This window comes from Aeromicrobium sp. (assembly GCF_047606445.1).
In the GTDB taxonomy this organism is placed as follows: domain Bacteria; phylum Actinomycetota; class Actinomycetes; order Propionibacteriales; family Nocardioidaceae; genus Aeromicrobium.
This window is the reverse complement of sequence record NZ_JASGEK010000064.1, coordinates 33,507-56,727: the sequence shown is the minus strand read 5'-3', so window position 1 is coordinate 56,727 and position 23,221 is coordinate 33,507. Positions and strand designations below refer to the sequence as shown.

Here is a 23,221-nt window from a genome sequence, read left to right as displayed (position 1 = left end):
CGCGCCAAGGTCGATGCGGCGGTCCGAGGAGTGCTCGGCGATGGGTGAGTGGCGGACAGTGCCGCTGAGGCAGGTGGCTGAGGTCTTTGATGGCCCGCACGCTACGCCAAAGAAGACGTCTGAGGGGCCGTGGTACCTCAGTATCTCGTCTCTGAAGAACGGTCGGTTCGATCTCGAGGAGTCGGCCCATCTCAGTGAAGAAGATTTGCCTCGATGGACCAGACGTGTGATGCCCCGACGAGGGGACACTCTATTCTCCTACGAGACGAGGTTGGGAGCCGCTGCGTATTGGCGGTACTCATTCGATGCGGCGTTGGGCCGGAGGATGGGACTTCTCCGCCCAGATTCTTCCGAGGTTGTTCCACGGTATCTCTCGTACGCCTACCTTGGGCCAGATTTCCAAGCGATGATCCGTGAGAACACCTTGTCTGGGGCGACGGTTGATCGAATCCCGATCGGAGAGATGCCTGACTGGCCGATCAGGCTGCCGGACTTGTACGCCCAACATGTCCTGGCAGGTGTTCTCGGTTCTATCGACGATCTCATCGAGAACAACCGGCGGCGAGTGGTGGTGTTGGAGGAGATGGCGCGGGCCGTCTACCGCGAGTGGTTCGTGAAGTTCCGCTACCCAGGCCACGAGAACGTCCCCCTCATCGACTCCGCGCTCGGTCCCATCCCGCAGGGGTGGGAGGCATCAACAGCCGGGGATGTTCTTGAACTTAAGTACGGCAAGGCGTTGAAGGCCGCAGCCCGACGTGGCGGAGATGTGGCCGTCGTCAGTTCCGCCGGTGTCGTCGGCTGGCACGACGAGGCCGTCGTGGATGGTCCGGCGATTGTCGTGGGCCGCAAGGGGAACGTGGGGAGTGTCCACTGGGTTGATGGCGCTTGCTGGCCCATCGACACTGCGTACTACGTCAAAACAGATATGCCACTGCGTTTCGTCGCGGAGCAGCTTCGGCAGCTTGAGTTCATCAATACGCATGCCGCTGTGCCCGGCTTGAGTCGAGAGAGCGCGTACGCCAAGCCGTTCTTGGCGCCACCCTCGAAGTTGGTCCGTCAGTTCCAGGAACTCTCTGGGATATTGGGCGAGCAGGCTTCCCATTTGAAGAACGAGAGCCAGACGCTGGCCTCCCTCCGCGACCTCCTCCTCCCCAGGCTCGTGACCGGGCAGATCGACGTCTCCGACCTCGACCTCGACGCGGTGGTGGCATGAACGGGCGGGGGCCGGAGGAGCGGTACGTCGAGGAGCCCAGCATGAAACTGCTCGAAGAACTCGGCTGGACGCCTGTCGACGCCTTCGGTGAGACCTTGGGTGCGAACGGCACTCTCGGGCGTGACTCCCAGCGCGACGTCATCTTGACCCACCGCCTCCGCGCCGCGCTGCGGCGACTCAACGCCCACGACGTCCCTGACGCGGTGATCGACGAGGCTATGCGTGAGGTCGCCAAAGACCGCTCGATCATGGACCCGGTACGCGCCAACCGGGAGGTCTACGACCTGCTGCGCGACGGCCACCAAGCGTCGTGGAAAGACGACGGCGAAGAACGCGTCGAGACACTGCGTTACATCGACTTCACCGATCCTGCGAGCAACGACCTGCTGGCCGTGCGGCAGATGTGGGTCAACGGCACGCTCCACCGACGACGGCTCGACGTCGCACTGTTCGTCAACGGCGTGCCGCTGGTGCTCATGGAGTTCAAAGCCCCCAACGAGTCGGTGCTGGCCGCCTACGAGAACAACCTCACCGACTACCGCGACACGATCGGCCAGCTGTTCACGCCCAACTGCTTCGTCCTGCTGTCCAACGGCGCCGAGGCGAAGATCGGCTCGACCTTCGCGCCGTACAAGTTCTTCGGCGATTGGAACGTCACCGACGCCGTCGGCGGGCGTGGCGACATCGCGTTGGAGACGGCGCTGCGCGGCGCCTGCGAGCCGGCGGTCCTGCTCGACCTGTTCGAGCATTTCGTCGCCTACCAAGAAGGCAAGCACGGTCTGGTCAAGAAACTGGCGCGCTCCCATCAGTACCACGGAGTGAACGCGGCCATCGAGAATCTGCGTCGCGCCCGCGCCGAGCACGACCGGCGACTCGGCGTCTTCTGGCACACCCAGGGATCCGGAAAATCACTGTCGATGCTGTGGTTCACCCAGAAAGTACTCCGCCAGGTTCGCGGCAACTGGACCTTCGTCATGGTCACCGACCGCACCGAACTCGACGTGCAACTCCACGGCGAGTTCGCCGCCGCCGGAGCGATTCCGGCCGAGGCCCGCGTGCACGCGGCGTCCATCGCGCACCTGCGTGAACTGCTCGCCGCCGACCACCGGTACGTGTTCACGCTCATCCAGAAGTTCCAGCCCTCCACGGCTCAGGGCGAACGTGAGATGCCGACGCTGTCGGACCGCTCCGACGTCATCGTCATCACCGACGAGGCCCACCGCAGCCAGTACGACACCCTCGCGCTCAATATGCGCCGGGCGCTGCCGAACGCCTCGATGATGGGATTCACCGGAACACCGCTCATCGCCGGAGCCGAACAGGCCACCCGCGAACAGTTCGGCGACTACGTCAGCGTCTACAACTTCCGCGACGCCATCGCCGACGGCGCCACCGTCCCGCTCTACTACGAGAACCGCATCCCGGAGCTGCAACTCGTCAACGAGAACTTCTCCGATGAGCTGACCGCCCTGCTGGAAGAGGCTGAACTCGACGAGGACGCCGAAGGACAGTTGGCACGCGAGTTCGGCACCCAGTACACGCTGCTCACCCGGCCCGAACGGTTGAAAGCCATCGCCGCCGACCTGGTGCGCCACTTCGTCGGACGCGGATTCAGCGGCAAGGCCATGTACGTCGGCCTCGACAAGGCGGCCGCCGTCCGCATGCACGACCTCGTGCGGCAGGCGTGGGCCGACCACCTGGCGGCGCTGCGCGCAGAACACGACGCGCTCCCGCCGCTGGAACGCCCTTGGCTCGCCTCACGGATCGAACTCATGGAGAGCACCGACATGGCGGTGGTCGTCTCGCAGAGTCAGAACGAGTTGAAGGCGCTCGACGACCTCGGCCTCGACATCCGGCCCCACCGTGAGCGGATGAACCGAGACGACCTCGCTGAGAAGTTCAAAGACCCCGCCGACCCGCTGCGGATCGTCTTCGTCTGCGCCATGTGGATGACCGGATTCGACGCTCCGAGCGTCTCGACGGTCTATCTCGACCGGCCGATGCGGGGGCACACGCTCATGCAGACCATCGCTCGCACCAACCGGGTGTTCGCGGACAAAGAGAACGGGCTGATCGTCGACTACATCGGCGTCTTCCGTAACTTGGAGAAGGCGCTCGCGATCTACGGCGCGGCGAACACTGGAGACGAGCCGATTGAGATCATCGACGAGCTCGCCGCCGAACTCGACCAGGCCGTCGCTGATCTGATCGACTTCTGCTCCCACGTCGGCGTCGACGTGCTGGCGTTCCGCGAAGCCGACGGCTTCGGCCACATCGTCGCCCGTGACGCGGCTGTCGAAGCATTACTGGCGGACGAGGAGACGCGCGACGACTTCCAGACGCGCGCCCGTCAGGTGCGCACCCTGTTCAAGGCGCTGCTGCCGAACCCGAAGGCGGCCGCGCAGCAGCGGACCGTCGCCGCGATTCGTGTGCTCGCTGAACGCGTCGCCGAGGTCACCCGTCCACCAGCGGCCGACGTGGCGGCGGTGGCTGACGCCGTGGACGCGCTGCTCGACCGTTCGGTGGGAGCTGAGGAGTATGTCATCCGGGCCGCAGCCGACAGCGCCCACGGCGACCCGCTGATCGACCTGTCCCAGATCGATTTCGACGGACTGTCCGCACGGCTCGCTGGACGCAGACGGGCCGAGAGCGACCGGCTGGCGCAGCTGTTGAAGCAGCGGGCGGTCGGCGCGGCCGGACGCAACCCGACACGGTATGAACTGGTCGAACGCATCGAGCAGTTGATCGCCGACTACAACGCCGGCAGCGTCAACGCCGATGAGTACCTGCGGCAGCTGGTCGAGCTATCGAAGACGCTGAGCGCCGAAGAAGAGCGGGCGGCCCGTGAGGGCATGACGGAGGAAGAACTGGCCATCTTCGACCTGCTCACGCAGCCCGACCCGACCCTCACGCCCGACGAGCGCGAGACGGTCAAGGCGAGTGCGAAGGCGTTGCTCGATCACCTGCGCGACACGATCGTGCAGGACTGGCGGCGCAAGGCTGATGTGATGAGCGATGTGAACAGCACCATCCGCCGTGTCCTCGACGCGAGCCTGCCGGACGCCTACACGAAGCCGGTTTTCGACGCGAAGGTTCAACGCCTCTACGAGCATGTGCTCACGGTCTATGACGACTCAGGCAAGAGCGCCTATCGACCCCCGTCGGACATCCGGCACCAGGGTCCGTTGACGGTCGAGTATGAGGGTTCTACCGATAGTGTGCCGACGCGCGGAGACGTCGGTCTGACGTCCAAGTGACACTTTCCTGGCCGCGTGCCGTCATGGGCTCTGACGATGAGCTTCCGGATCGCCGATAGGTTGACGGGCATGGCCACGCCAGCGCGGGAGAAGATCGCAGGGTTGTTGACCGACGAGGAACCGACGGGATCGTTCAGCGTCGAGACTCGGCTCCCGGCTGAGGGCGTGACATTGACGGTCGACGGCGTCGGTGCGGTGCGGCTGCCGGTCGGCGCCCCGCAAAAACGTGCGCTCACCTCGGTGGCGCGGCCGGCGATGTTCGGGCTCGGCGAGCAGACGCTCACCGACACCTCGGTGCGCGACACCTGGGAGCTCACCGCCGACCAGGTGAGCCTCGGCGGGACATGGGACCAGGTGCTCGACGCGGCGCTGGCGGACGTTCATGAAGGGCTCGGACTGCCACGGAACGCGCGTCTTCGAGCTGAACTCCACGCGCTGCTCGTCTACGGGCCGGATCAGTTCTTCGCGCCACACCGAGACTCTGAGAAAGACGACGAGATGGTGGCGACGCTCGTCGTGACGCTGCCGTCGATCCACACCGGCGGCGCGCTGGTGGTGAACCACGGTGATCAGACGCGCGTCTATCGGCATAGCGCCCGTGACCAGATCGGCTTCGCGGCCTTCTACGCCGACTGTCTCCACGAGGTCAAGCCCGTCCGCTCCGGACGGCGCGTGACGCTGACGTTCAACCTGCTGGTTACTCATGACTCGGAGGAGGCGGAGGTCGATCCCGACGACGAGCTCGCCGCTCTGATTGACGAGCATTTCTCGACGCCGGCGACCCGTCGATGGTCAGGCAGGGAACTGCCACCGCCGAACCGGCTGGTGGTGCTGCTCGACCATCAGTACAGCGAACGGGGCCTGGCCGCCGGTCGTCTCAAAGGGCGTGACGTCGAGATCGTCGGTCGGTTGCGGGCCGCGGCAAAGCGTGCCGACTGCCAGTCGGCGTTCGCGCTCGCCGAGATCAGGCAGACCTGGAGCGCCTACCTGGACAACCCCTGGGGCGGCGCCGACGAGGTGAACGAGCTCATCGACGACGAGACCGCGCTCGGCTGGTGGTATCGAGACGGCGCTGACGTCGGTGAGCCGATCAACCTCATCGTCGACGAGAGCCAGACCTGCGAGGTGACGTCGACGGCGTCGCTGACCCCCTATGACTCCGAGTACGAGGGGTACATGGGCAACTACGGCAACACGCTCGACCGTTGGTACCGCCGAGCGGCGTTGGTGCTCTGGCCGACCTCCCGCGACTTCATCGCCCGCGCTGAGGCCGATCTTCCGGGTGCGGTCGCCGAGCTTCAAGCGCGCCTGGCCAGCGGAGACGATCTCGACCGAGCCAGAGCCGACGCGCGTGAGCTGGTCGGTTTGATCGGCCGCGGCGACCTCTCCCTGTTGCCCGGGCTGCTGTCCGTCTCGGATGCGGTCGATGATGCGGACATCGCCACCTCGCTGTTGACCCGGTTAGGAGGCGAGGGGCTGACCAGCGAGAGCGCCGTCCTTCTCGCAGAGACCGCCGCGCGATATGGCGACGTATGGACGCGGCGACTGATCGAAGCGTGGTTCCCCGTCGGCCGTTACCGGAGCGGTCGATGGGCCTGGCCGAGCGATGTCCTCCCCGGTGTGGCTCTGAGGTTGAGGCAGGCTGGCGCGGGCGGTGTGGCCGACGATCTGTGCCGCCGTGTCTGGACCGACGCGTCGGTGTCCATCGTGCGGGCGTTGGCGTTGGGGCCGCGCGCTCGGGCTGCGAGCCTGACCGACCTGCTGCCGACGGTCGAGGCGATCCTCACGGCCGCTGATGATCCTGTGGCCGATGAGATCATCGACGCGCTCTCGACCTACGACGACGGCGTGCTCGATCTGGAACTCCCTCTGCTGCGCCGCCTGGGTGGTGACGCGCTGCGGCCCTTGGCAGAGGACGCCGCCCGCCGGCTGGAGGCATGGCTCGCCACACCGCCTCGTCGCGCTGACGATTGGTCGATCCGCTGGTCTGGCTGTGGGTGCGAGTTATGCGACACCCTGCAGGGCTTCCTCGGTGATGACGAAGCCACCGAACTCGACTGGCCTCTACGGGCCGACCGGCGTCAGCACATCCACCAGAGCATCGACAGCGCCGAGTTGCCGGTGGACCATCACACGATCCGCAAGGGCAGTCCCTACACGTTGCGTCTCGTCAAGCGTCGTGATCTTCATGACCGTGAGGCCGAGCGGCGGCGTGATGCGGAGGCGGGCCTGGCCTGGTTGCGGGAGATGTGACCGCCGCCGTCCACAAGTCGCCCCGATAGCGCCGGACCAGCCAGTAGGCGCCGATCAGGACGGGCAGGACCAGCACATCGGTCCCGTCGCGGACGACGACGATCGGCACGACCGGGCCGTCGGAGAAGGTCACGACCTTCCGCAGCAGACCCGCCATGTGCTCGTAGGCGTCGCCGACGACAGGGATCAGTTTGACCGCGGCGAAACCCGCTCCGACGACGGCGATCGCCGTCAGTGTGACAGTCCGTGACGCCGGCCAGCCGGTGCGGCGCAGGGCCACACCGGCGAGCTCGGCGGCGAGAAGGAACAGCAGCGGCAGGAAGAAAACACCGGCGACGTCTGACAGTTTCCCTGTGACCACATTGCCGAAGGTCTGCTTGAGCACGTGGTCGTTCAGCACCAGCAGGATGATGGACGCGAGTACGAGCGGGTGCAGCAGGTAGTCGCCAGGGCGCATCAGGAGAGGCTGATCACGGCGCTGCCGGAGCCGAACACGTCGCACTTGAAGTGCAGTTGCAGGCCGGTGGCCGCCTCGGGCACCTCGAACTCGAGATTGCCTCGCAGGCCTGAACCCGGAGCGACCTCGCCGTCGAGTGTCGAGCTGCTATCGCCGGTGATGGTGATGTCGTAGTTCTTGTTCTCCGCGTCACGCAGGTCGAAACAGGCGATCGACGACACAATCTCCGGCGCGTCGCCGTTGTTGGTCACCTCGGTGTCGACCACGACGAAACGGTTGCCAGGCTGCGGCGTCATGAACTCATTGGTCGCGACATACGGATCGGTGACGCCGTGCACCTGGACCGCCCAGTCGCCGAGGTTCACCAGCTCGCCCACGGCGGCTTCCTGAACTTCTTTGCCGTCCTCGTCGGTGGCGGTGTTGCTCTCACCTGAGGCGATGCTGGCTCCCAGCGCCATGAGGGCGACGACGGTGATACTGATTTTGCGGAGTTTGTTCATGGGTTCAGGCACTTTCTCGGAGTTGAGTTCTTGGGTTCGCGATAAGAGTAACCTCAGTCACAGGGCCGGGGGGGGGGTCTGTTTTCAAGGCCTAGGACACACAGCTGGCGTTTCTCGCGCGGTGCGCGGCGGTGCTGAGCGTGACACAGTGGAGACATGCCGAACCGTCTCGCCGCCGCGCAGTCGCCGTACCTTCAGCAGCACGCTGACAACCCCGTGGACTGGTGGGAGTGGGGGGCGGAGGCGTTCGCGGAGGCGAAGCGGTTGGACCGGCCGATCTTGCTGTCGGTCGGCTACGCGGCCTGCCACTGGTGCCACGAGGTCGCCGCGTAGGCGGTCGTCGACGGGTTTCGGTGAAACCGCAGTTCAGGGCGGGCATAGCGGTTCATCTCGGTTCACGCGGTATCGTCGCTAGACACCGTTTCCGGGGAAGTTTGTATCACTTCTTTGCATCACGCGGCGGCCGTGGTTCCCGCGCGTCACCCCTGTTTTCGAGGATCGGGGAATCCGAGGCTGGTGTATCCGGGTGCTCGTTTGGTGAGTGCTGCGGCGAGCACGGGGACCTCGACGTCGTGGTAGTCGTGGACCTCGGCGGTCTCCTTGCCGGGGTGGGCGCGCAGAACCCGGCCGGCGTACTGGACGAGTCGGCCCTTGAAAGAGACCGGCCCGGCGAGGAACAGGGTGTCGAGTGCTGGGCAGTCGAAGCCTTCGCCGACGAAGTGCCCGGTGGCAACGACCAGAAGCGGCGGTCCGTCGTCGGAGGGTACGAGCCGTTCGTTGGCAGCGGCGCGCTGCTTGGCTCCCATGCCGCCCTTGAGGACGACCGGATCGTGTCCTCGGTCCACGAGTGCTGCCGCGAGATGGTCCACGTGACCCGTGCGTTGCGCGAGGACGAGGCAGTGTCGGCCTCTCCCGAGCGCTTCGATGATGCCGGTGAGGATCTGCTCGTTGCGCGCTTCGTTTTCGGCCAAGGCGCGGTGAACGCCTGCGATCGCGCCCGGGGACGGAGAAGTCGACCGGATCGTCGAGTTGGAACGCGGTGGGATGGACGATGAGCACCGGGCGCGGCCGTTCGGCGGATGCCCCTTCGAGGGTGTCAGGGTCGGCGTGGGTCAAGGTGTGGCGGACCGGACCGAGTTGGAAGCCGATCAGGTCATCCAGCCCGTCACGTCGGTAGGGCGTCGCCGTGAGCCCGACCCAATAGCGGGCCGGGATGGCGCGGACGGCGATCTCGAACGCAGCAGCAGGGACGTGGTGGCACTCGTCGACGATCACCTGGCCGTAGGCGCTCAGCTTGTCGGCGAGATCGGTCCGGCGGGCAAGGGTCTGCAACGTGGCGATGTCGACCACGCCGGTGAGCTTGGAACGTCCGCCGCCGAGCTGGCCGGGTTTGTGGCCGAGGAGGTCGGCGATCTGGCGCCGCCACTGGTCGGCGAGCGTCTTGCGGTCCACCAGCACGAGCGTCGGCACTGATCGTTGTGCGACGACGGCGCACGCCATCACGGTCTTGCCTGAGCCCGGCGGCGCCACCAGTAGACCGAGGTCGTGGGGAAGCACAGTGTCGACCGCTGCCTGCTGTTGCGGCCTGAGCTCGAAGGAAGGCGATAGTTCCAGTCGGTCTCCGGTGACTCGCCGATCATCGACTTCGATCTTGCTGCCCGCCTTCTCGATGAGCCGAGTGACGGTGTCGTGAAGTCCGCGTGGGAGGACGAGGTGATCATCGAGCGTCTCGTCGTAGGAGGTGATGATGCGCGGGACGTTCCACGTCGACTGACGGCGTCGCTGGCGATCGTAGAACTCGGGGTTGTACGTCGACGCCGCGTGCTTCAACGTCGCGTACAGCGAGGGAGTCAGTTCGGAGCCCGGGATCGCCACGGTTCCATCGAGCCTGAGATGCACGATGGGCGCCGGGTTCGGCTGGGTCTTGGTCGACCGGGCGGGCTGGGCTCGGTCGACCCGGGCGCCGACGGTGGGTTCCCGAAGCGCCGAGGCGAGTTTCGCGACCTGTTTCGGAGTGAGGCGCTCCAGAGTGGAGAGATAGTCCCACTGGTCCTCGAACGGTTCCAGTGTCGACAGGTCGAGGAACACGGTGGTGCCGAGCTTGCGGGACTTGCCGTGCAGCGGCGCTGCGATCAGGTTGCCCAGGCCGCGATCAAGAACCGTGTCCTGGGAGGGAAAGAGGCGGTCGTAGCAGCGCAGGTCCATCCGGCCACGGATCGCGATCGCTTCGCGGACCAGTGCTGTCCCGAGTTGTCGGGCGGTGGCAGCTGGCACGGGGTCGGTGAAGAAGATCCACACATGCGCGCCGATCCCCGAGCGCGACACCTCCAACGCCGCCGGCGCTCCGACCGCTCGTGCGGCCTTGAGGTAGGCGAGTGCGTCGAGCATCGCGGCCTGCCCGTCGAAGTCAGCAGCGAGCCAGCAAGTCTGATCGCCTCGAAGAATCGGATACAGGCCGATATGAACGTCCTCGGTCAGGTGCGCCGCGAGCACTTCGGGCGTCAATGGCAAGTGGCGGACGTCGGAAGCAGGGCGGCCCTTGCGCCACCCGCCCTCGACAGCGGGCATCCACCCCGACTTGCTGGTGCGCGCGTTCTCCCAGCGAACGGCATAGACATCCCGACGAGCGCCGAACAACGCCGCGTAGAACTCAACCTTCGCTTGTGGCGCCGACTGCGCATTCACTGGACCGGGCGCTTTGTCGAATACGCGGTTTGGGTTCCGGCGGCAGGAGTAGCTTCGGCGTCGGTCAGCTTGAGGAGCTTGCGCAAGCGCGCGTTCTCGGCCCGCAGGCTCTCCAACTCGGCGTGCAGATCGCTCACGGCTTTAAACCTTTGCCGGTGGGCTTATTGGAGTAGGAGAGCGACGAAGGGCGCGGGGACGGCCCACACGTTGCCGCTGACGTCGAGGACGGACTTGGTTGCGAGGATGCCGCGACCGTACTTGCCGTCGATCGTCTTGGACTCGCCCTTCCAGCCCTGGTCTACCCACTTGCTTTCTATCGGGACGGTTGGGATAGTCCCGGCTGCGGATGGGACGGTGACTGGCCCGAGGTCGACCTCGCCCTCCCGGGCGGTCCTGGCGTAGCCGATGGTGTCGCCACTGACCCAGCGTCCCTCCTCGAGATCGTCGATTGCGCGAGCTAATGCGACGCCGATGGTCATCTCGGTGAGCCTGGTCATGTCTGGCGTGGGCAGGCCCGCTCTGAGCCGCGACGGCAGCGAGGCGAGGAGGGGGTCGGTGAGGTAGAGCTTCGACTGTGAGCCGGCCACGATCCTGTCTCCCTCTCGACGGGGACACCAGAGGGCCGCGTGGCTGGAGATGAGGCGATGGAGACGGCGCTCTGCGACCTTTCGGGTCTGGCCGAGCTCTTTGGCGATATTGGCGATGTTGAGAGGACTCGTGGAGCGGGAGGTGATCTCGCTGAGCAGGCGCGGCACTGAATCCTGTGGCCCTTCGGGGTCAACGTCGATGCGGAGCCAGGAGCGGATGTCATCCAGGTAGTTGTCCGAGACGGTGCCGTTTCGGGTGTGTTCCGCGACTGCGCGAGGGAAGCCGCCGCAGGTCAAGTAGTCCTGCCATGCGAGGTCGTAGGCGTCGATGTCGAAACCTATGCCGTCGAGCGCCCGTGCGACCGCCGGGCTTTGTAACTCGCTGACGTGAACCGGGTCCAGCGCCGGTGTCATGCGCCGTGAGGTGGTGAGGAAGTCCCGGAATGTCATCGGCAGCAGGAGTCGTGTGCGACGACCGGACGTCGTTCCAGCGCGTCCCGCGAACAGGTTCCCTTCGACGTCCTCGCCAGCAACCCATCGGCTGCCGGTCGCGACCACGGTGTCGTCGCCAAAGGTGGTGATGTCCCTGGCGAGTTTCAGAGTGGTGGTCCAGCCCGTGACGCCGCTGATCTCGTCGAGCAGCCATACGCGGGGCTTCGGCTGGTCGAAGTCGATGGCGCGGGTTACTTCGCGTGCGAGGACGAGGCTTCGGTGGACGTCCTGAGCGTTCATTCCGTCGCACGGCAGGTAGACCACTTGGCGCGGGTCGAGGTCAGCGCGTGCGCACAAGGTGGCGGCGACGTCCAAGAGCGCAACGGACTTGCCGATGCGGCGGGGGCCGGTGAGCACGGTCAGGAGGTTCGTGACCGGCCCGGTTTGGATGTCATCGAGAATGGTCGGCCGGAAGCCGAGGTCATACTCTGATCGGTTCCGGAGAACCCGGTGATGAGTTGTCCATGCCGTAGGGTCTTCGCCCGCACTCGCGGCGCGCCACCACGGGTTCGAGTCGACGAGCCGCTGCCGCCGTTGATCGTCTCTCATGGCCCCATCCTATTAAGAAGGTCACAGGACGGTACGGGTTCATGTGATGCTGAGGTGATAAAGCGGTACGGGTCTGAAAACTGGTCGGGTCACAGGACGGTACGGGTTCGAGCCATGCGGGAGTCATAGGACGGTACGGGTCTGAGATTGTGGCTCCGCTGTAGCCACAACCTGGACCATCCCGCACGCCGCCGTCGCTTGGGCTGCGGGAGAAGGTCGGTGAGCCCGACCCCCTCCCGCGCGGGTGCGACGGGGGCCTCCAGCGCGGCCTCGGCCAGGGCGATGCGCTTCTCCTCCCAGGCGAGCAACTGGTCGAGTCGCCAACGGTCGGGGTGTGTCATCACCGGTGGCGGGATCAGCGTGCGGTCCATGCGGTTCTGGTAGCCCCTTGGTCTTGCCCAGTCGTAGCGGGCGATCATTCTCACCGCTTTGGGTCGGCCGATGACGGGCTGGGCTGTGCCAGGCAGTGAGTGACACAGTGGAAGGCGTGAACCGTCTCGCCGCCGCGCAGTCGCCGTATCTTCAGCAGCATGCTGACAATCCTGTGGATTGGTGGGAGTGGGGGAGCGAAGCCTTCGCCGAGGCCAAGCGGTTGGACCGGCCAGTGCTGCTGTCGGTCGGGTACGCGGCCTGTCACTGGTGTCATGTCATGGCGCACGAGTCGTTCGAGGATGAGACGACGGCGGCGTATATGAACGCGCATTTCGTCAACGTCAAGGTGGACCGGGAGGAGCGGCCGGACGTCGACGCGGTCTACATGCAGGCCCTTCAGGCGATGACGCAGGAGGGCGGGTGGCCGATGACGTGCGTGCTCACCCCCGACGGCGAGCCGTTCTTCGCCGGCACCTACTTCCCACCGGAGCCTGTCCAGGGCCGCCCCGCCTTCACGCAAGTCCTGCAAGCCCTCGTCGACGCCTGGGAGGACCACCGCGACGAGGTCGTCGGGTCGGGACGACAGGTGGTCGAGCACCTGCGCGCCGCGAAGGAGTCGGGCGGCGGTCCGGTCGACGCCGACGCCCTCGACCGGGCCGTCAGCGCCCTCCACCGCCGCTTCGACGCCGACGCCGGAGGCTTCGGGATCGCCCCCAAATTCCCGCCGTCCATGGTCCTGGAGTTCCTGCTGCGCCACCACGACCGCGCCGCCGACTCCCCGGCCCTCGCCATGGCCGAGCAGACCTTCGAGGCGATGGCGCGCGGCGGCCTCTACGACCAGCTCGGCGGCGGCTTCGCCCGCTACGGCGTCGACCGCTTCTGGCGGGTGCCGCACTTCGAGAAGATGCTCTACGACAACGCCCTGCTGCTGCGCGCCTACACCCACTGGCATCGCGCCACCGGCTCGGAACTGGCCGAACGCGTCGCCCGCGAGACCGCCCGCTTCCTGCTCGCCGAGCTCCGCACCCCCGAGGGCGGCTTCGCCTCCGCGCTCGACGCCGACAGCGACGGCCACGAGGGCACGTTCTACGTCTGGACCCCCGCCCAGCTGGCCGACGCGCTCGGCCCGGACGACGGCGCGTGGGCCGCCGACCTGCTGGGCGTGACCGAGCACGGCACCTTCGAGCGGGGTGCCTCCACCCTCCAACTCCACCGCGACCCGGCCGACGCTCCACGGTGGGAGCGAATCAAAGCCGCCCTGCGGGAGGCCCGCGCCCAGCGCACCCGTCCGGCTCGCGACGACAAGGTGATCGCCTCCTGGAACGGCTGGACGATCATCGCGCTGATCGAGACCGGCGTGCTGCTCGACGAGCCGGAGTTCACCGCCGCCGCCGTCACCGCCGCCGAGCTGCTGGCCGAGGTCCACCTCGACGGCGACCGCCTCATCCGCTCCTCGCGCGACGGCGTCGCCAGCGCCCACGCGGGCGTGCTCGACGACCACGCGGCCGTCGCCGAGGCGTTCTTCTCGGTCCTGGCCGTCACCGGCGACCCGGTCTGGGCCGACCGGGCGCTGGCGCTCCTGGAACGCGTGCTCGCCGACTTCGCCGACGAGCGTGGCGCGTTGATCGACTCGCCCGCCGACGATCTGGTGGTGGCCCCCCGCGACACCGCTGACAACGCCCACCCGTCCGGCACGAGCGCCGCCGCCTCGGCGTTCCTGGTCGCCGCTGCGATCACCGGGCAGGCCCGCTGGCGGGAGGCCGCCGAACGAGCGGTGGCCGCCGCCGCGCCGATCGCCACGCGCGACCCGCGTTTCGCCGGCCACATCCTCGGCGTCGCCGAGGCGCTGCTCGCCGGACCGGTCGAGGTCGCCGTCGTCGGCGCTCCGGGGGAACGCGACGTGATGCTGCGCGCCGCCCTCGGTCTCACCTCGCCGGGAGCGGTCGTGGTCGGTGGGGACGAGGGCCTGGACCTCCCGCTGTTCGCCGACCGGAGCGTCCGCGACGGCCAGCCGGCCGCCTACGTCTGCCGGGGCTTCGTGTGCCAGGCTCCGATAACTGATCTGGCCGATTTGCCCCACGCGCTGATTCTGTGAGCCGGTGGCTCATCCACCCTATGAGCGCCCATAGCGTGGATGAGCCACCGACCACCCGGCAAAGGTGGACAACTCACCGCCTCAGGGGGACGTTAGTACTCGCTGTATGCGAGGATGCTGACGCCGATGTAGTGGACGACGAAGGCGGCGATGGTGAGCGTGTGGAAGACCTCGTGGAAGCCGTACCAGCGCGGCCACGGGTCGGGGCGCTTGAAGCCGTAGACGGCCGCGCCGAGGGTGTAGAGGCCGCCGCCGACGACCATCAGCACGATGACGGAGGTCGGAGCGTTGTCGGCGAACTCGCGCCAGTACAACACCGCCGCCCAGCCGAGCGCCACGTACAGCGGCACGTAGATCCAGCGGGGAGCGCCGATCCAGAACACCCGGAACAGCATGCCGAGCACGGCCCCGCCCCAGACGACGCTGAGCATGACGACGGCGTGCGTGGCGCTGAGCAGCAGCAGGCAGAACGGGGTGTAGGAGCCGGCGATCAGCAGGAAGATGTTGGAGTGGTCGATCCGTTTCCAGATCATCCGGACCTCTTCGGTCCAGGTGCGCGTGTGGTAGAGCGCGCTACAGGTGAACAGCGCCAACGCCGCCACCATGAACACCGCCGCGCCCGCGCGCACCTTCACGTCGTCGGCGATCACCATGAGGACGAGGAACGAGACGAACGACAGCGGCGCGATCGCGGCGTGCAGCCAGCCGCGCAGCTTCGGCTTGATGGTGTCCAACTGCGGTGTGAAACGCGCCAGCGCGGACTCGTCGTTCGACGTCTCGAGGTCGGCCATGCGGTTACATTAGCGTCTATGGCTCTGAGTTCTCTCGCGTACGGCGCGTACGAGCGGCGGCTGGCGCGACGGCTCGATCCGACGCGCCTGCCCCATCACATCGGCGCCATCGTTGACGGCAACCGCCGGTGGGCCAAGGACGCCGGGCGAGATCTGGAGAGCGGCTACCAGGCGGGCGCGGCCAAGATCGACGAGTTCCTCGGCTGGTGCCACGAGCTCGGTGTGCGCATCGTCACCTTCTGGGTGCTCTCGACCGACAACCTGCAGCGCGACGAGTCCGAGGTGCGCAGCATCCTCGCCGCCGTCGAGGACCTCGTCGACCGGCTCGCCGCCGACGGACGCTGGAAGCTGCGGCTCATCGGCAGCCTCCACCTGCTCCCGGCCGACTCCGCCGAGCGCCTCCAGGCCGCGGCCGACCGCAGCGCCGGAGCCGAGCTGCAGGTCAACATCTGCGTCGGCTACGGCGGACGCCAGGAGCTGACCGACGCGATGCGCTCGCTGCTGCTCGACGAGGCCGCGAAGGGGCGCTCGCTGGAGGAGGTCGCGCACACCCTCGAGGTCGACGACATCGCCGAGCACCTCTACACCAAGGGCCAGCCCGACCCCGACCTCGTCATCCGCACCTCCGGCGAGCAGCGGCTGTCCGGCTTCCTGCTGTGGCAGAGCGTCCACTCGGAGTTCTACTTCACCGACGTGCTCTGGCCGGCGTTGCGCCGCGTCGACCTGCTGCGCGCCATGCGCAGCTACGCGAACCGGGAGCGCCGCTTCGGCGCGTGAGCGGCGGGCCGGAGCGGCGCGCACGTCGCCGTCTGTTCACCCAGGCGTCACACGGCCGGCCGCGTGTCGTCCCCGGGAGGAGCCGGCCCCGGGTTACGTTGCGGGTGTGTCCACGCTCGCCCCTGAGCCAGGCCGGCCCCACCCGCGTATCGACGACTAGGGCCGGCGCGCGGGGGCGCGTGCCGGCCCGTTGAGGAGACAGCCGTGGCTGTGAATCCGACCCCGCGCCGCACCTACGTCCTCGACACCAGCGTCCTGCTGGCCGACCCGGGCGCCCTGACCCGCTTCCACGAGCACGAGGTGGTCCTGCCGGTGGTGGTCGTCACCGAGCTGGAGGCCAAGCGCCACCACCCCGAGCTCGGCTACTTCGCCCGCGCCGCGCTGCGCTTCCTCGACGACCTGCGCGTCCGTCACGGCGCGCTCGACCGTCCGCTGCCGGTCGGCGAGGAGGGCGGCACGCTGCGCGTCGAGCTGAACCACGTCGACGCCTCCGCGCTGCCGCCCGGCTTCCGGCTCGGCGACAACGACACCCGGATTCTGAGCGTCGCGGCGAACCTCGCCGAGGAGGGGCACGCGGTCACGCTCGTCTCGAAGGACCTGCCGATGCGGGTCAAGGCGTCGGCGGTCGGCCTGGCCGCCGAGGAGTACCGGGCCGAGTGGGCGCCGGAGACGGGTTGGACCGGCATGCGCGAGCTGGAGGTCGCCGCCGCCGACCTCGACGAGCTGTACGAGCGCGGCGAGGTCGACCTGCCGGAGGCCGCCGAGCTGCCGACGCACACCGGCCTGGTGCTGCTGGCCGACCACGGCAGCGGACTCGGCCGGGTCGCCGCCGACAAGCGGGTGCTGCTGGTGCGCGGCGACCGTGAGGCCTTCGGTCTGCACGGGCGCTCGGCCGAGCAGCGGGTCGCCCTCGACCTGCTGCTCGACCCCGACGTCGGCATCGTCTCGCTCGGCGGACGGGCCGGCACCGGCAAGTCGGCGCTGGCGGTCTGTGCCGGACTGGAGGCGGTCATGGAGCGCGGGCAGCAGCAGAAGGTGGTCGTCTTCCGGCCGCTCTACGCCGTCGGCGGGCAGGAGCTCGGCTATCTGCCGGGCGGCGAGAACGAGAAGATGGGGCCGTGGGCGCAGGCCGTCTTCGACACCCTCGGCGCGGTCGCCTCCCCGGCCGTCGTCGAGGAGATCCTCGACCGGGGCATGTTGGAGGTGCTCCCGCTGACCCACATCCGCGGCCGGTCCCTGCACGACGCCTTCGTGATCGTCGACGAGGCGCAGTCGCTGGAGCGCAACGTCCTGCTGACCGTGCTGTCGCGGATCGGCGCGAACTCCAAGGTCGTGCTCACCCACGACGTCGCCCAGCGCGACAACCTGCGGGTCGGTCGTCACGACGGCGTGGTCGCGGTCGTGGAGAAGCTGAAGGGGCATCCGTTGTTCGCCCACGTCACGCTGACCCGTTCGGAGCGCTCGCCGGTCGCCGCGCTGGTGACCGAGATGCTGGAGGACCTGGCGCTCTGACCTGCCGAGACACCCGGTGAGGCGTTCGTCACTGTGGCCGGTGGGTATGCCAGAGTTGACCCGTGCCCAGCCATGACTCGGGGCGCGTCGCCTCCGTCGTGGTCGCCGCGCTCATGACCGGACTGGCGGCTTGCGCAGGAGCCGCCGAGACCGGCGTGCCCACGCTGCGGTGGTATGTCGCCGACTCCTCCGACTACGCCGCGCTGGCGCGGAGCTGCTCCGACGCGTCGGAGGGCGCCTATCGGATCGAACTGGTGGAGGCTCCCGACGGCGTCGCGGAGCGACGAGCCGACCTGCTGCGCCGGTCGCGCGCCGACGACGACCTCGACCTGATCGCCGTCGACACCGCGCTGACCGGCGACCTGGCCGCCGCCGGACTGCTCGCCGACGTGCCGAAGAAGCTGCGCGAGGACTTCGAGAACGGCCGGACCGAGGCCGCGCTCGCCGCCTCCACCGTCGACGGACGGCTGGCGACCGTGCCCTGGTGGTACGAGCCGCAGGTGCTCTTCTCCCGGGGGTCGGCCGCCGAGCGGGCCGGGCTCGACCTGTCCGGCGGCGTCGGGTGGGACGCCCTCGTCACCGGCGCCGCCCGGATCGGCGGGACCGTCCAGATCGACGCGACCATGGCGCAGTGGGTGAGCGCGCTGATCGTCGGCGCGGGGTCGGAACGGGCCCCCGGCGACCCCGGCGACCCGGCCGGACCGCTCAGCGGAGCCGCTGCGGGCGTGGCCGCCGCCCTCGTCGCCGCCTACGCCGCCGCCGCGGTCGGCCCCGGTCCGTCCGAGGACGCCGTCTCCTCTTTCGCCGCCCCGGGCGGCTCCTTCCTCGTCGCCCCGATCTCCGCGCTGTCGTCGGCGGAGTTGCGGCCGGTGCGCGCCGAGGTGGAGGTGACTGCTTATCCACGGGCGTCCGGTGAGGTCGAGGTCGCACGGACGCCGCTCACCGGCGCCTCGTTGGCGGTCGCCGACGCGAGCGACCGACGGGAGAAGGCCTTCGCCGCGATCGCCTGCCTCACCGGAGCGGAGGCGCAGGAGATGCTCGCCCTGTCCACCGGACACCTGCCGACGCTCCAGGACACGTTGAAGTCCGAGGCGGTCGGCGAGGCCGTCGGCGAGACGGAGCTCGTCTCGGCCGCGATGGCCCAGGGCGCGCCGGAGCCGAACTCGACCGAGGCCTTCCTCGTCGGACAGGCCGTCGAGTCGACCTGGCTGCCGCTCGCGCGGGTCGGCGGCGCCACCCCGGCGATCTCCGCCGCCGAGGCCCGACGCCTTCTCGACGGAGGACTGCTGTGAAGCGCGGCGAGCTGACCTGGACGGGCGGCGAGGACGTCGGGATGTCCGGCCCGCGCCGACCGGTGCGCCGCGCCGAGCTCGGATGGTCGGCCCCCGCGCTGGCGCTGCTCGCGCTGGTTGTCGCGGTCCCGCTCGTCTGGCTCGTCTGGCTCTCGCTGCACGGCGGGGTCGGCGCGCGCGGCGGGTTCGTCGGCCTGGAGAACTACCTGGGCGTGCTGGGATCGGCGCCGTGGTGGACGTCGATCGGCACGACGACCGTGGTCATGGTGACGCTCACGGCCGCGCAGCTGGCGTTGGGGCTGGCCTTCGCCATCGCGCTGTGGCACCTCTCGATCCTGTGGTGGCCCGCCCGATGGCTCGCGCTCGTCCCGGCCGGAGTCGGCCTGGTCGTCGGCGCGACGGCGGGCCGGACGGCCGTCGAGGGCGGTTTCATCGCCTCGTGGTTCGGCCTCGACGACGGGGGCGCCACTACGGCGTTGATCGGCGTCGTCGTCGGCGAGATGTGGCGCACCACGGGCCTGGTGGTCGTCCTGCTGCACGCGGGGCTGTCCCGCGTCCCCACCTCCTTGCTCGACGCGGCCCTCGTCGACGGCGCGACGTCGTGGCAGCGGTGGCGGCGGGTGATCTGGCCCGCGCTCACGCCGACGCTGCTCGCCGTGCTGGCCTACCGGGCGCTCGACTCCTGGCGGCTGCTCGACGGCCCGCTGCTCGTGCGCGAGCCGGGCTCCTTCCGCACCACCGGCTCCGCGCTCGTCGCCGACAACGCCTTCGGCTCCTTCCAGACCGGCCCGGCCGCCGCGGCGGGCGTCGTGCTGATCGTGTGCTCGGCGCTGATCGGCGTCGCCGCGCTGCTGCTGTCGCGGACGGTGAGGACCCGATGACCCCCACCATCCCCACCGTGCGGTCCCGGCTCTCGGCGGCGATCGTCGCCTTCGTCAGCGGGTTCGGGCTGGCCAACTACGCCATCTTCATGGTGCCCGCGCCCGACCGCGTGCTGTGGATGGTCGTGGCGGGGATGCTCATGGCGACCAGCGCCTGGGGCGTCATGGTCGCCGACTCGCCCGGGCGCCTGTCGATGTGGGCGGTGCTCGGCGTCGAGGCGTTCTTCGTGCTCACGCTCATCCCGCTGCTCTGGATCGTCTCGCTGGCGATGAGCGACGAGGCCGTGCCGACGTCGCTGTGGCCCGAGGCCTGGACGACCGGCGCGTTCGGCGCGCTCGTCGACGACGCGGCCCTGGTCGACGCCGCGCAACGGTCGCTGGCCTCGGCGGGTCTGGCCACGGCGGTCGGCGCGGTGGTCGCCCTGCCGTTGTCGGTCGTGCTGGCCCGCACGCGCTGGCGGTTCGGCCCCGTCGCGCGCGCGGCCGTCGTGATGGTCGTGCTGGCGCCGACCACGGCTCTCGCGGTCGGCGCGGGCGACCTCGTCGTGCGCCTCGGCGGGCCGTTCGCGGCCACGACGCCGAGGGTCGCCCTCGCCCAGCTCGTCGTGACGGTCCCGTTCGCGGTCTGGGTGCTCACCTCCGCGATGCGGGGCGTCCCGTGGACGCTCGCCGAGGCGGTCGCCGTCGACGGCGGCGGCGCCCGCACGGTGTTCTTCCGGGTCCTGCTGCCGACGGCGGGCCCGGCGATCGGAGTCGGCCTGCTGCTGACCTTCCTCGTCGCGGCCCAAGACCTCGCGCTGGCGACGTCGGTCACCGGCCCATCGTCGACGACGCTGCCGGTGCTGCTGCTGGACCGCGCGGGCGAGCCCGGCCAGCACGCCGCCGTCGCGGCGGTCGGCCTGTGCTGGACCGCCCCGGTCGCCCTGCTCGCGCTCGTCGCGCCCCGTGTCATCACCCGACTCCTGGGAGGGTCCCCCCGATGAGTTCTCTGCGCCTGAACGGCGTCACGGTCGTGGCGCCCACCGGACATCTGCTGCTCGACGAGGTCGACCTCGACGTGGCCGACTCCGAGACCGTCGCGGTGGTCGGCCCGTCGGCCGCCTCCCGCACCGCGCTGCTGCGCACCGTCGTCGGCCTGCAGCGACCGGACGAGGGGGAGGTGCTGATCGACGACGCCGACGTCACCGGGCTGCCGCCGCGTCGTCGCGACGTCGCGATGGTCTTCGACGACTACGCCCTGCATCCGCGCCGCGACGTGCTCGACAACCTCACCTTCGCCGCGACGCTGCGCCGCAAGCACAACCGCGTCGAGCTGGCCGACCGGGTCGAGGAGGTCGTCGTCGACCTGGCCTTGCGCGACGTGCTCGACCTGCGGCCCGGCAAGCTCGGCGACGACCAGAAGCAGCGCGTCGCCGTCGGCCGCTCCCTGGTGCGCGACGCGAGTCTCTGGCTCTTCGACGACCCCTTCTCGGCCCAGTCCGAGCGAGTCCGTCCACACGTGCGCTCGGTGGTGCAGCGGTGGCAGGCCGACCGTGACCGCACCTCGCTGGTGGCGACGTCCTCGGTCGACGAGGCGTTGAGCTTCGGCGGACGGGTCGCGGTGCTGCACCAGGGGCGGATCCGCCAGGTCGGCTCGCCGCAGGACCTGTACGAGCGGCCCGCCGACATGTTCGTGGCCGGCTATCTCGGCTCGCCGCCGATGAACCTGCTGCCGGCCTTCCGCGACGAGGATCAGCTGGTCACCCCGCTCGTCCCGATCCCCGTCGACGACCGTTTCGAGGAGGCTGTCGGCGACCGTCCGGTGGTCATCGCCGGCGTCAGGCCCGAGCACTGCCACGTGGGCGGCGCGGACGGTGACGACCTGGTCGAGTTCACCGCCCGTGTCGACGAGGTCGAGTGGCATGCCCGCGCGCAGTACGCCTACCTGGGCTTCGACCTCGACCCGGCGCTCGGCGAGGTGCTCGACGAGGTCGAGGAGATGTTCGAGTTCGACCTGTTCCAGGACTTCCTGGTGGCGCAGGCCCCGGTCGGCACGTCGGTCGCCGTCGACGAGGAGATCGCCGTCGCGATCCCGCGGTCGGCGGTGACGCTCTTCGACCCCGACACTGGCGAGAACCTGACGGCAGGGTGACCGCCCCGCCGAGCGAGCGCGCGCGGAGGGCGGCCGACCGGGTGCTCCCCGCCCTGGTCGCCGCGGGCTCGTCGCTGCCCTACGGGCTGCTGGCGCTGCGGAACTTCGCGCGTTTCGAGATGCGCTCATGGGACCTGGCGATCTTCGAGCAGGCGGTCGCCGGATACGCCGGCCTCGGGGCGCCGATCGTCGACGTCAAAGGTCCGGGGTTCAACATCCTGGGGGACCACTTCTCGCCGGCGACGGCGCTGCTGGCCCCGGCGTACCGGCTGTTCCCGGCGGCGCAGACCCTGCTGATCGCGCAGGTGCTGCTGATCGGCTGGGCGTCCTACGTCGTGACGGCGCTCGCGGTCCGGCGGCTCGGGCTCGCCGTGGGCGTGACGCTCGGACTGTGCTGCGCGCTGTCGTTCGGCGTGCAGTCGGCGGTCGACGCGGAGTTCCACGAGGTGGCCTTCGCCGCGCCGCTGCTGGCGCTGGCCGGGGCGGCGTGGGTGGAACGACGGTGGACGGCGGTCGCGGCGTGGTCGGTCCCGCTGGTCTTCGTCAAAGAGGACCTGGGACTGACGGTGATGGTCGTGGGCGGGCTGCTGTGGTGGGCCGGCCAGCGCAAGCTCGGCCTGATCACGGCGGGATGCGGGCTGGCGGGCTTCGTCCTCGCGGTGCTGGTCGTGCTGCCGAACGTCAACGACGCGGGCCGGTACGCCTACGTCGGCACGCTCGGCGGCGAGGCGGGGGTGGTCGAGACGCTGCTCGCCGAGCCGTGGACCAAGCTGACGACCGTGCTGCTGACGTTCGCGATCACCGGCTTCGCGGCGTGGTTCTCGCCGTGGGCGCTCGTCGTGGTCCCGACCTTCGCCTGGCGGTTCGTCGGCGACGTCCCGTACTACTGGGGCACCGACTGGCACTACTCGCTGGTGCTGATGCCGGTGGTGTTCTGCGCGGCGGTCGAGGCGATGGAGCGGCGGCCGCGGCTGCGCTGGGCGGCCCCGTTGGCGGCGGGCGTGACCGTCGTGACGCTGTTCGGCTCGCCGCTATCGACCCTGCTCGACGCCGACACGTACCGCGACACCCCGCGCGCCGAGGCCGGGCGCGCGGCCGTCGCGCTGATCCCCGAGGGCGCCTCGGTGGAGACCGACATCGCCCTGCTCGGCCACGTCGTCACCGGCCACCAGGCCTACTGGACCGGCACGATCGGCGACGTCGTGCCCGAGTACGTCCTGTTCGACACCTCCGCCGGCCTCGGCTCGCCCGCCGACCCTGCGGCCTGGGCGCAGAGCGAGCACGGCGGCGCGTGGCGCGAGGTGTTCTCGAAGAACGGCGTCGTGCTGGCCGAGCGGCTGACGGCGCGATGACAACAATCTGACGGACGGGTGGCCG

18 protein-coding genes and 1 pseudogene are annotated in these 23,221 nt (G+C 69.2%); 12 read left to right on the top strand and 7 right to left on the bottom strand.

Annotated features, from left to right (window positions below):
- The first annotated feature begins 40 nt into the window (after window positions 1-40).
- The 3 genes from QM621_RS12550 (at window position 41) to QM621_RS12540 (ending at window position 6,723) form a co-directional block, all read left to right on the top strand.
- A complete protein-coding gene (locus QM621_RS12550) occupies window positions 41-1,213 on the top strand; it encodes a hypothetical protein (protein WP_414990726.1) in 1,173 nt (390 codons plus the stop codon).
- Window positions 1,210-4,470, top strand: a complete 3,261-nt coding sequence (locus QM621_RS12545) for a type I restriction endonuclease subunit R (RefSeq protein WP_414990725.1) — start codon at window positions 1,210-1,212, stop codon at window positions 4,468-4,470. Before QM621_RS12550 ends, QM621_RS12545 begins: the two co-directional genes overlap by 4 nt.
- 69 nt (window positions 4,471-4,539) lie before the next feature.
- The gene (locus QM621_RS12540; protein WP_414990724.1) at window positions 4,540-6,723 is read left to right on the top strand and encodes a 2OG-Fe(II) oxygenase; all 2,184 of its coding nucleotides are present in this window, start codon (window positions 4,540-4,542) and stop codon (window positions 6,721-6,723) included.
- Here QM621_RS12540 and QM621_RS12535 read toward each other — a convergent pair.
- Both QM621_RS12535 and QM621_RS12530 read right to left on the bottom strand, forming a co-directional pair.
- Window positions 6,641-7,180, bottom strand: a complete 540-nt coding sequence (locus QM621_RS12535; protein WP_414990723.1) for a hypothetical protein — start codon at window positions 7,178-7,180, stop codon at window positions 6,641-6,643. The two genes, QM621_RS12540 and QM621_RS12535, sit on opposite strands and share 83 nt — an antisense overlap.
- Entirely contained in the window at window positions 7,180-7,680 is a 501-nt protein-coding gene (locus tag QM621_RS12530; protein ID WP_414990722.1) for a DUF4352 domain-containing protein, read from the bottom strand. Before QM621_RS12530 ends, QM621_RS12535 begins: the two co-directional genes overlap by 1 nt.
- Before the next feature lie 156 nt (window positions 7,681-7,836).
- Here QM621_RS12530 and QM621_RS12525 point away from each other — a divergent pair, with 156 nt between their 5' ends.
- A complete protein-coding gene (locus QM621_RS12525; protein ID WP_414990721.1) occupies window positions 7,837-8,013 on the top strand; it encodes a DUF255 domain-containing protein in 177 nt (58 codons plus the stop codon).
- A gap of 146 nt (window positions 8,014-8,159) precedes the next feature.
- On the opposite strand, the gene QM621_RS12520 is transcribed toward QM621_RS12525, so the two are convergent.
- The 4 genes and pseudogenes from QM621_RS12520 to QM621_RS12505 all read right to left on the bottom strand — a co-directional run bounded on the left by QM621_RS12520 (window position 8,160) and on the right by QM621_RS12505 (window position 11,993).
- Window positions 8,160-8,549, bottom strand: coding sequence for a DEAD/DEAH box helicase (locus QM621_RS12520; protein WP_414990756.1), 390 nt, complete (start codon window positions 8,547-8,549; stop codon window positions 8,160-8,162).
- A gap of 313 nt (window positions 8,550-8,862) precedes the next feature.
- Window positions 8,863-10,365, bottom strand: a pseudogene (locus QM621_RS12515) (TOTE conflict system archaeo-eukaryotic primase domain-containing protein); the annotation flags it as partial.
- Window positions 10,362-10,502, bottom strand: coding sequence for a hypothetical protein (locus tag QM621_RS12510; protein WP_414990720.1), 141 nt, complete (start codon window positions 10,500-10,502; stop codon window positions 10,362-10,364). The pseudogene QM621_RS12515 and the gene QM621_RS12510, both read right to left, overlap by 4 nt.
- 24 nt (window positions 10,503-10,526) lie before the next feature.
- On the bottom strand, window positions 10,527-11,993 hold the full coding sequence (locus QM621_RS12505; RefSeq protein WP_414990719.1) for an AAA family ATPase: 1,467 nt from the start codon (window positions 11,991-11,993) through the stop codon (window positions 10,527-10,529).
- 487 nt (window positions 11,994-12,480) lie between these two features.
- Here QM621_RS12505 and QM621_RS12500 point away from each other — a divergent pair, with 487 nt between their 5' ends.
- A complete protein-coding gene (locus QM621_RS12500; protein ID WP_414990718.1) occupies window positions 12,481-14,460 on the top strand; it encodes a thioredoxin domain-containing protein in 1,980 nt (659 codons plus the stop codon).
- A 92-nt stretch (window positions 14,461-14,552) separates the two neighbouring features.
- On the opposite strand, the gene trhA is transcribed toward QM621_RS12500, so the two are convergent.
- Complete coding sequence (gene trhA, locus QM621_RS12495) at window positions 14,553-15,251, bottom strand: PAQR family membrane homeostasis protein TrhA (protein ID WP_414990717.1); 699 nt, start codon at window positions 15,249-15,251, stop codon at window positions 14,553-14,555.
- A gap of 18 nt (window positions 15,252-15,269) precedes the next feature.
- Between trhA and uppS the strand changes: the two genes are divergently transcribed.
- The 7 genes from uppS to QM621_RS12460 all read left to right on the top strand — a co-directional run bounded on the left by uppS (window position 15,270) and on the right by QM621_RS12460 (window position 23,196).
- Entirely contained in the window at window positions 15,270-16,028 is a 759-nt protein-coding gene (gene uppS / locus QM621_RS12490; protein WP_414990716.1) for a polyprenyl diphosphate synthase, read from the top strand.
- 204 nt (window positions 16,029-16,232) lie between these two features.
- Entirely contained in the window at window positions 16,233-17,540 is a 1,308-nt protein-coding gene (locus QM621_RS12485) for a PhoH family protein (RefSeq protein ID WP_414990715.1), read from the top strand.
- 62 nt (window positions 17,541-17,602) lie between these two features.
- Window positions 17,603-18,832, top strand: a complete 1,230-nt coding sequence (locus QM621_RS12480; protein WP_414990714.1) for an extracellular solute-binding protein — start codon at window positions 17,603-17,605, stop codon at window positions 18,830-18,832.
- Window positions 18,829-19,713 (top strand): carbohydrate ABC transporter permease, encoded by an 885-nt coding sequence (locus tag QM621_RS12475; RefSeq protein WP_414990713.1) that lies wholly within the window; start codon window positions 18,829-18,831, stop codon window positions 19,711-19,713. The genes QM621_RS12480 and QM621_RS12475 overlap by 4 nt, the downstream gene beginning before the upstream one ends.
- Window positions 19,710-20,696 (top strand): ABC transporter permease, encoded by a 987-nt coding sequence (locus QM621_RS12470; RefSeq protein WP_414990712.1) that lies wholly within the window; start codon window positions 19,710-19,712, stop codon window positions 20,694-20,696. The genes QM621_RS12475 and QM621_RS12470 overlap by 4 nt, the downstream gene beginning before the upstream one ends.
- Window positions 20,693-21,844: an ABC transporter ATP-binding protein gene (locus QM621_RS12465; RefSeq protein ID WP_414990711.1), complete on the top strand. Its 1,152-nt coding sequence runs from the start codon at window positions 20,693-20,695 to the stop codon at window positions 21,842-21,844. Before QM621_RS12470 ends, QM621_RS12465 begins: the two co-directional genes overlap by 4 nt.
- Window positions 21,841-23,196, top strand: a complete 1,356-nt coding sequence (locus QM621_RS12460; protein ID WP_414990710.1) for a DUF2079 domain-containing protein — start codon at window positions 21,841-21,843, stop codon at window positions 23,194-23,196. Before QM621_RS12465 ends, QM621_RS12460 begins: the two co-directional genes overlap by 4 nt.
- The last annotated feature ends 25 nt before the right edge of the window (window positions 23,197-23,221 follow it).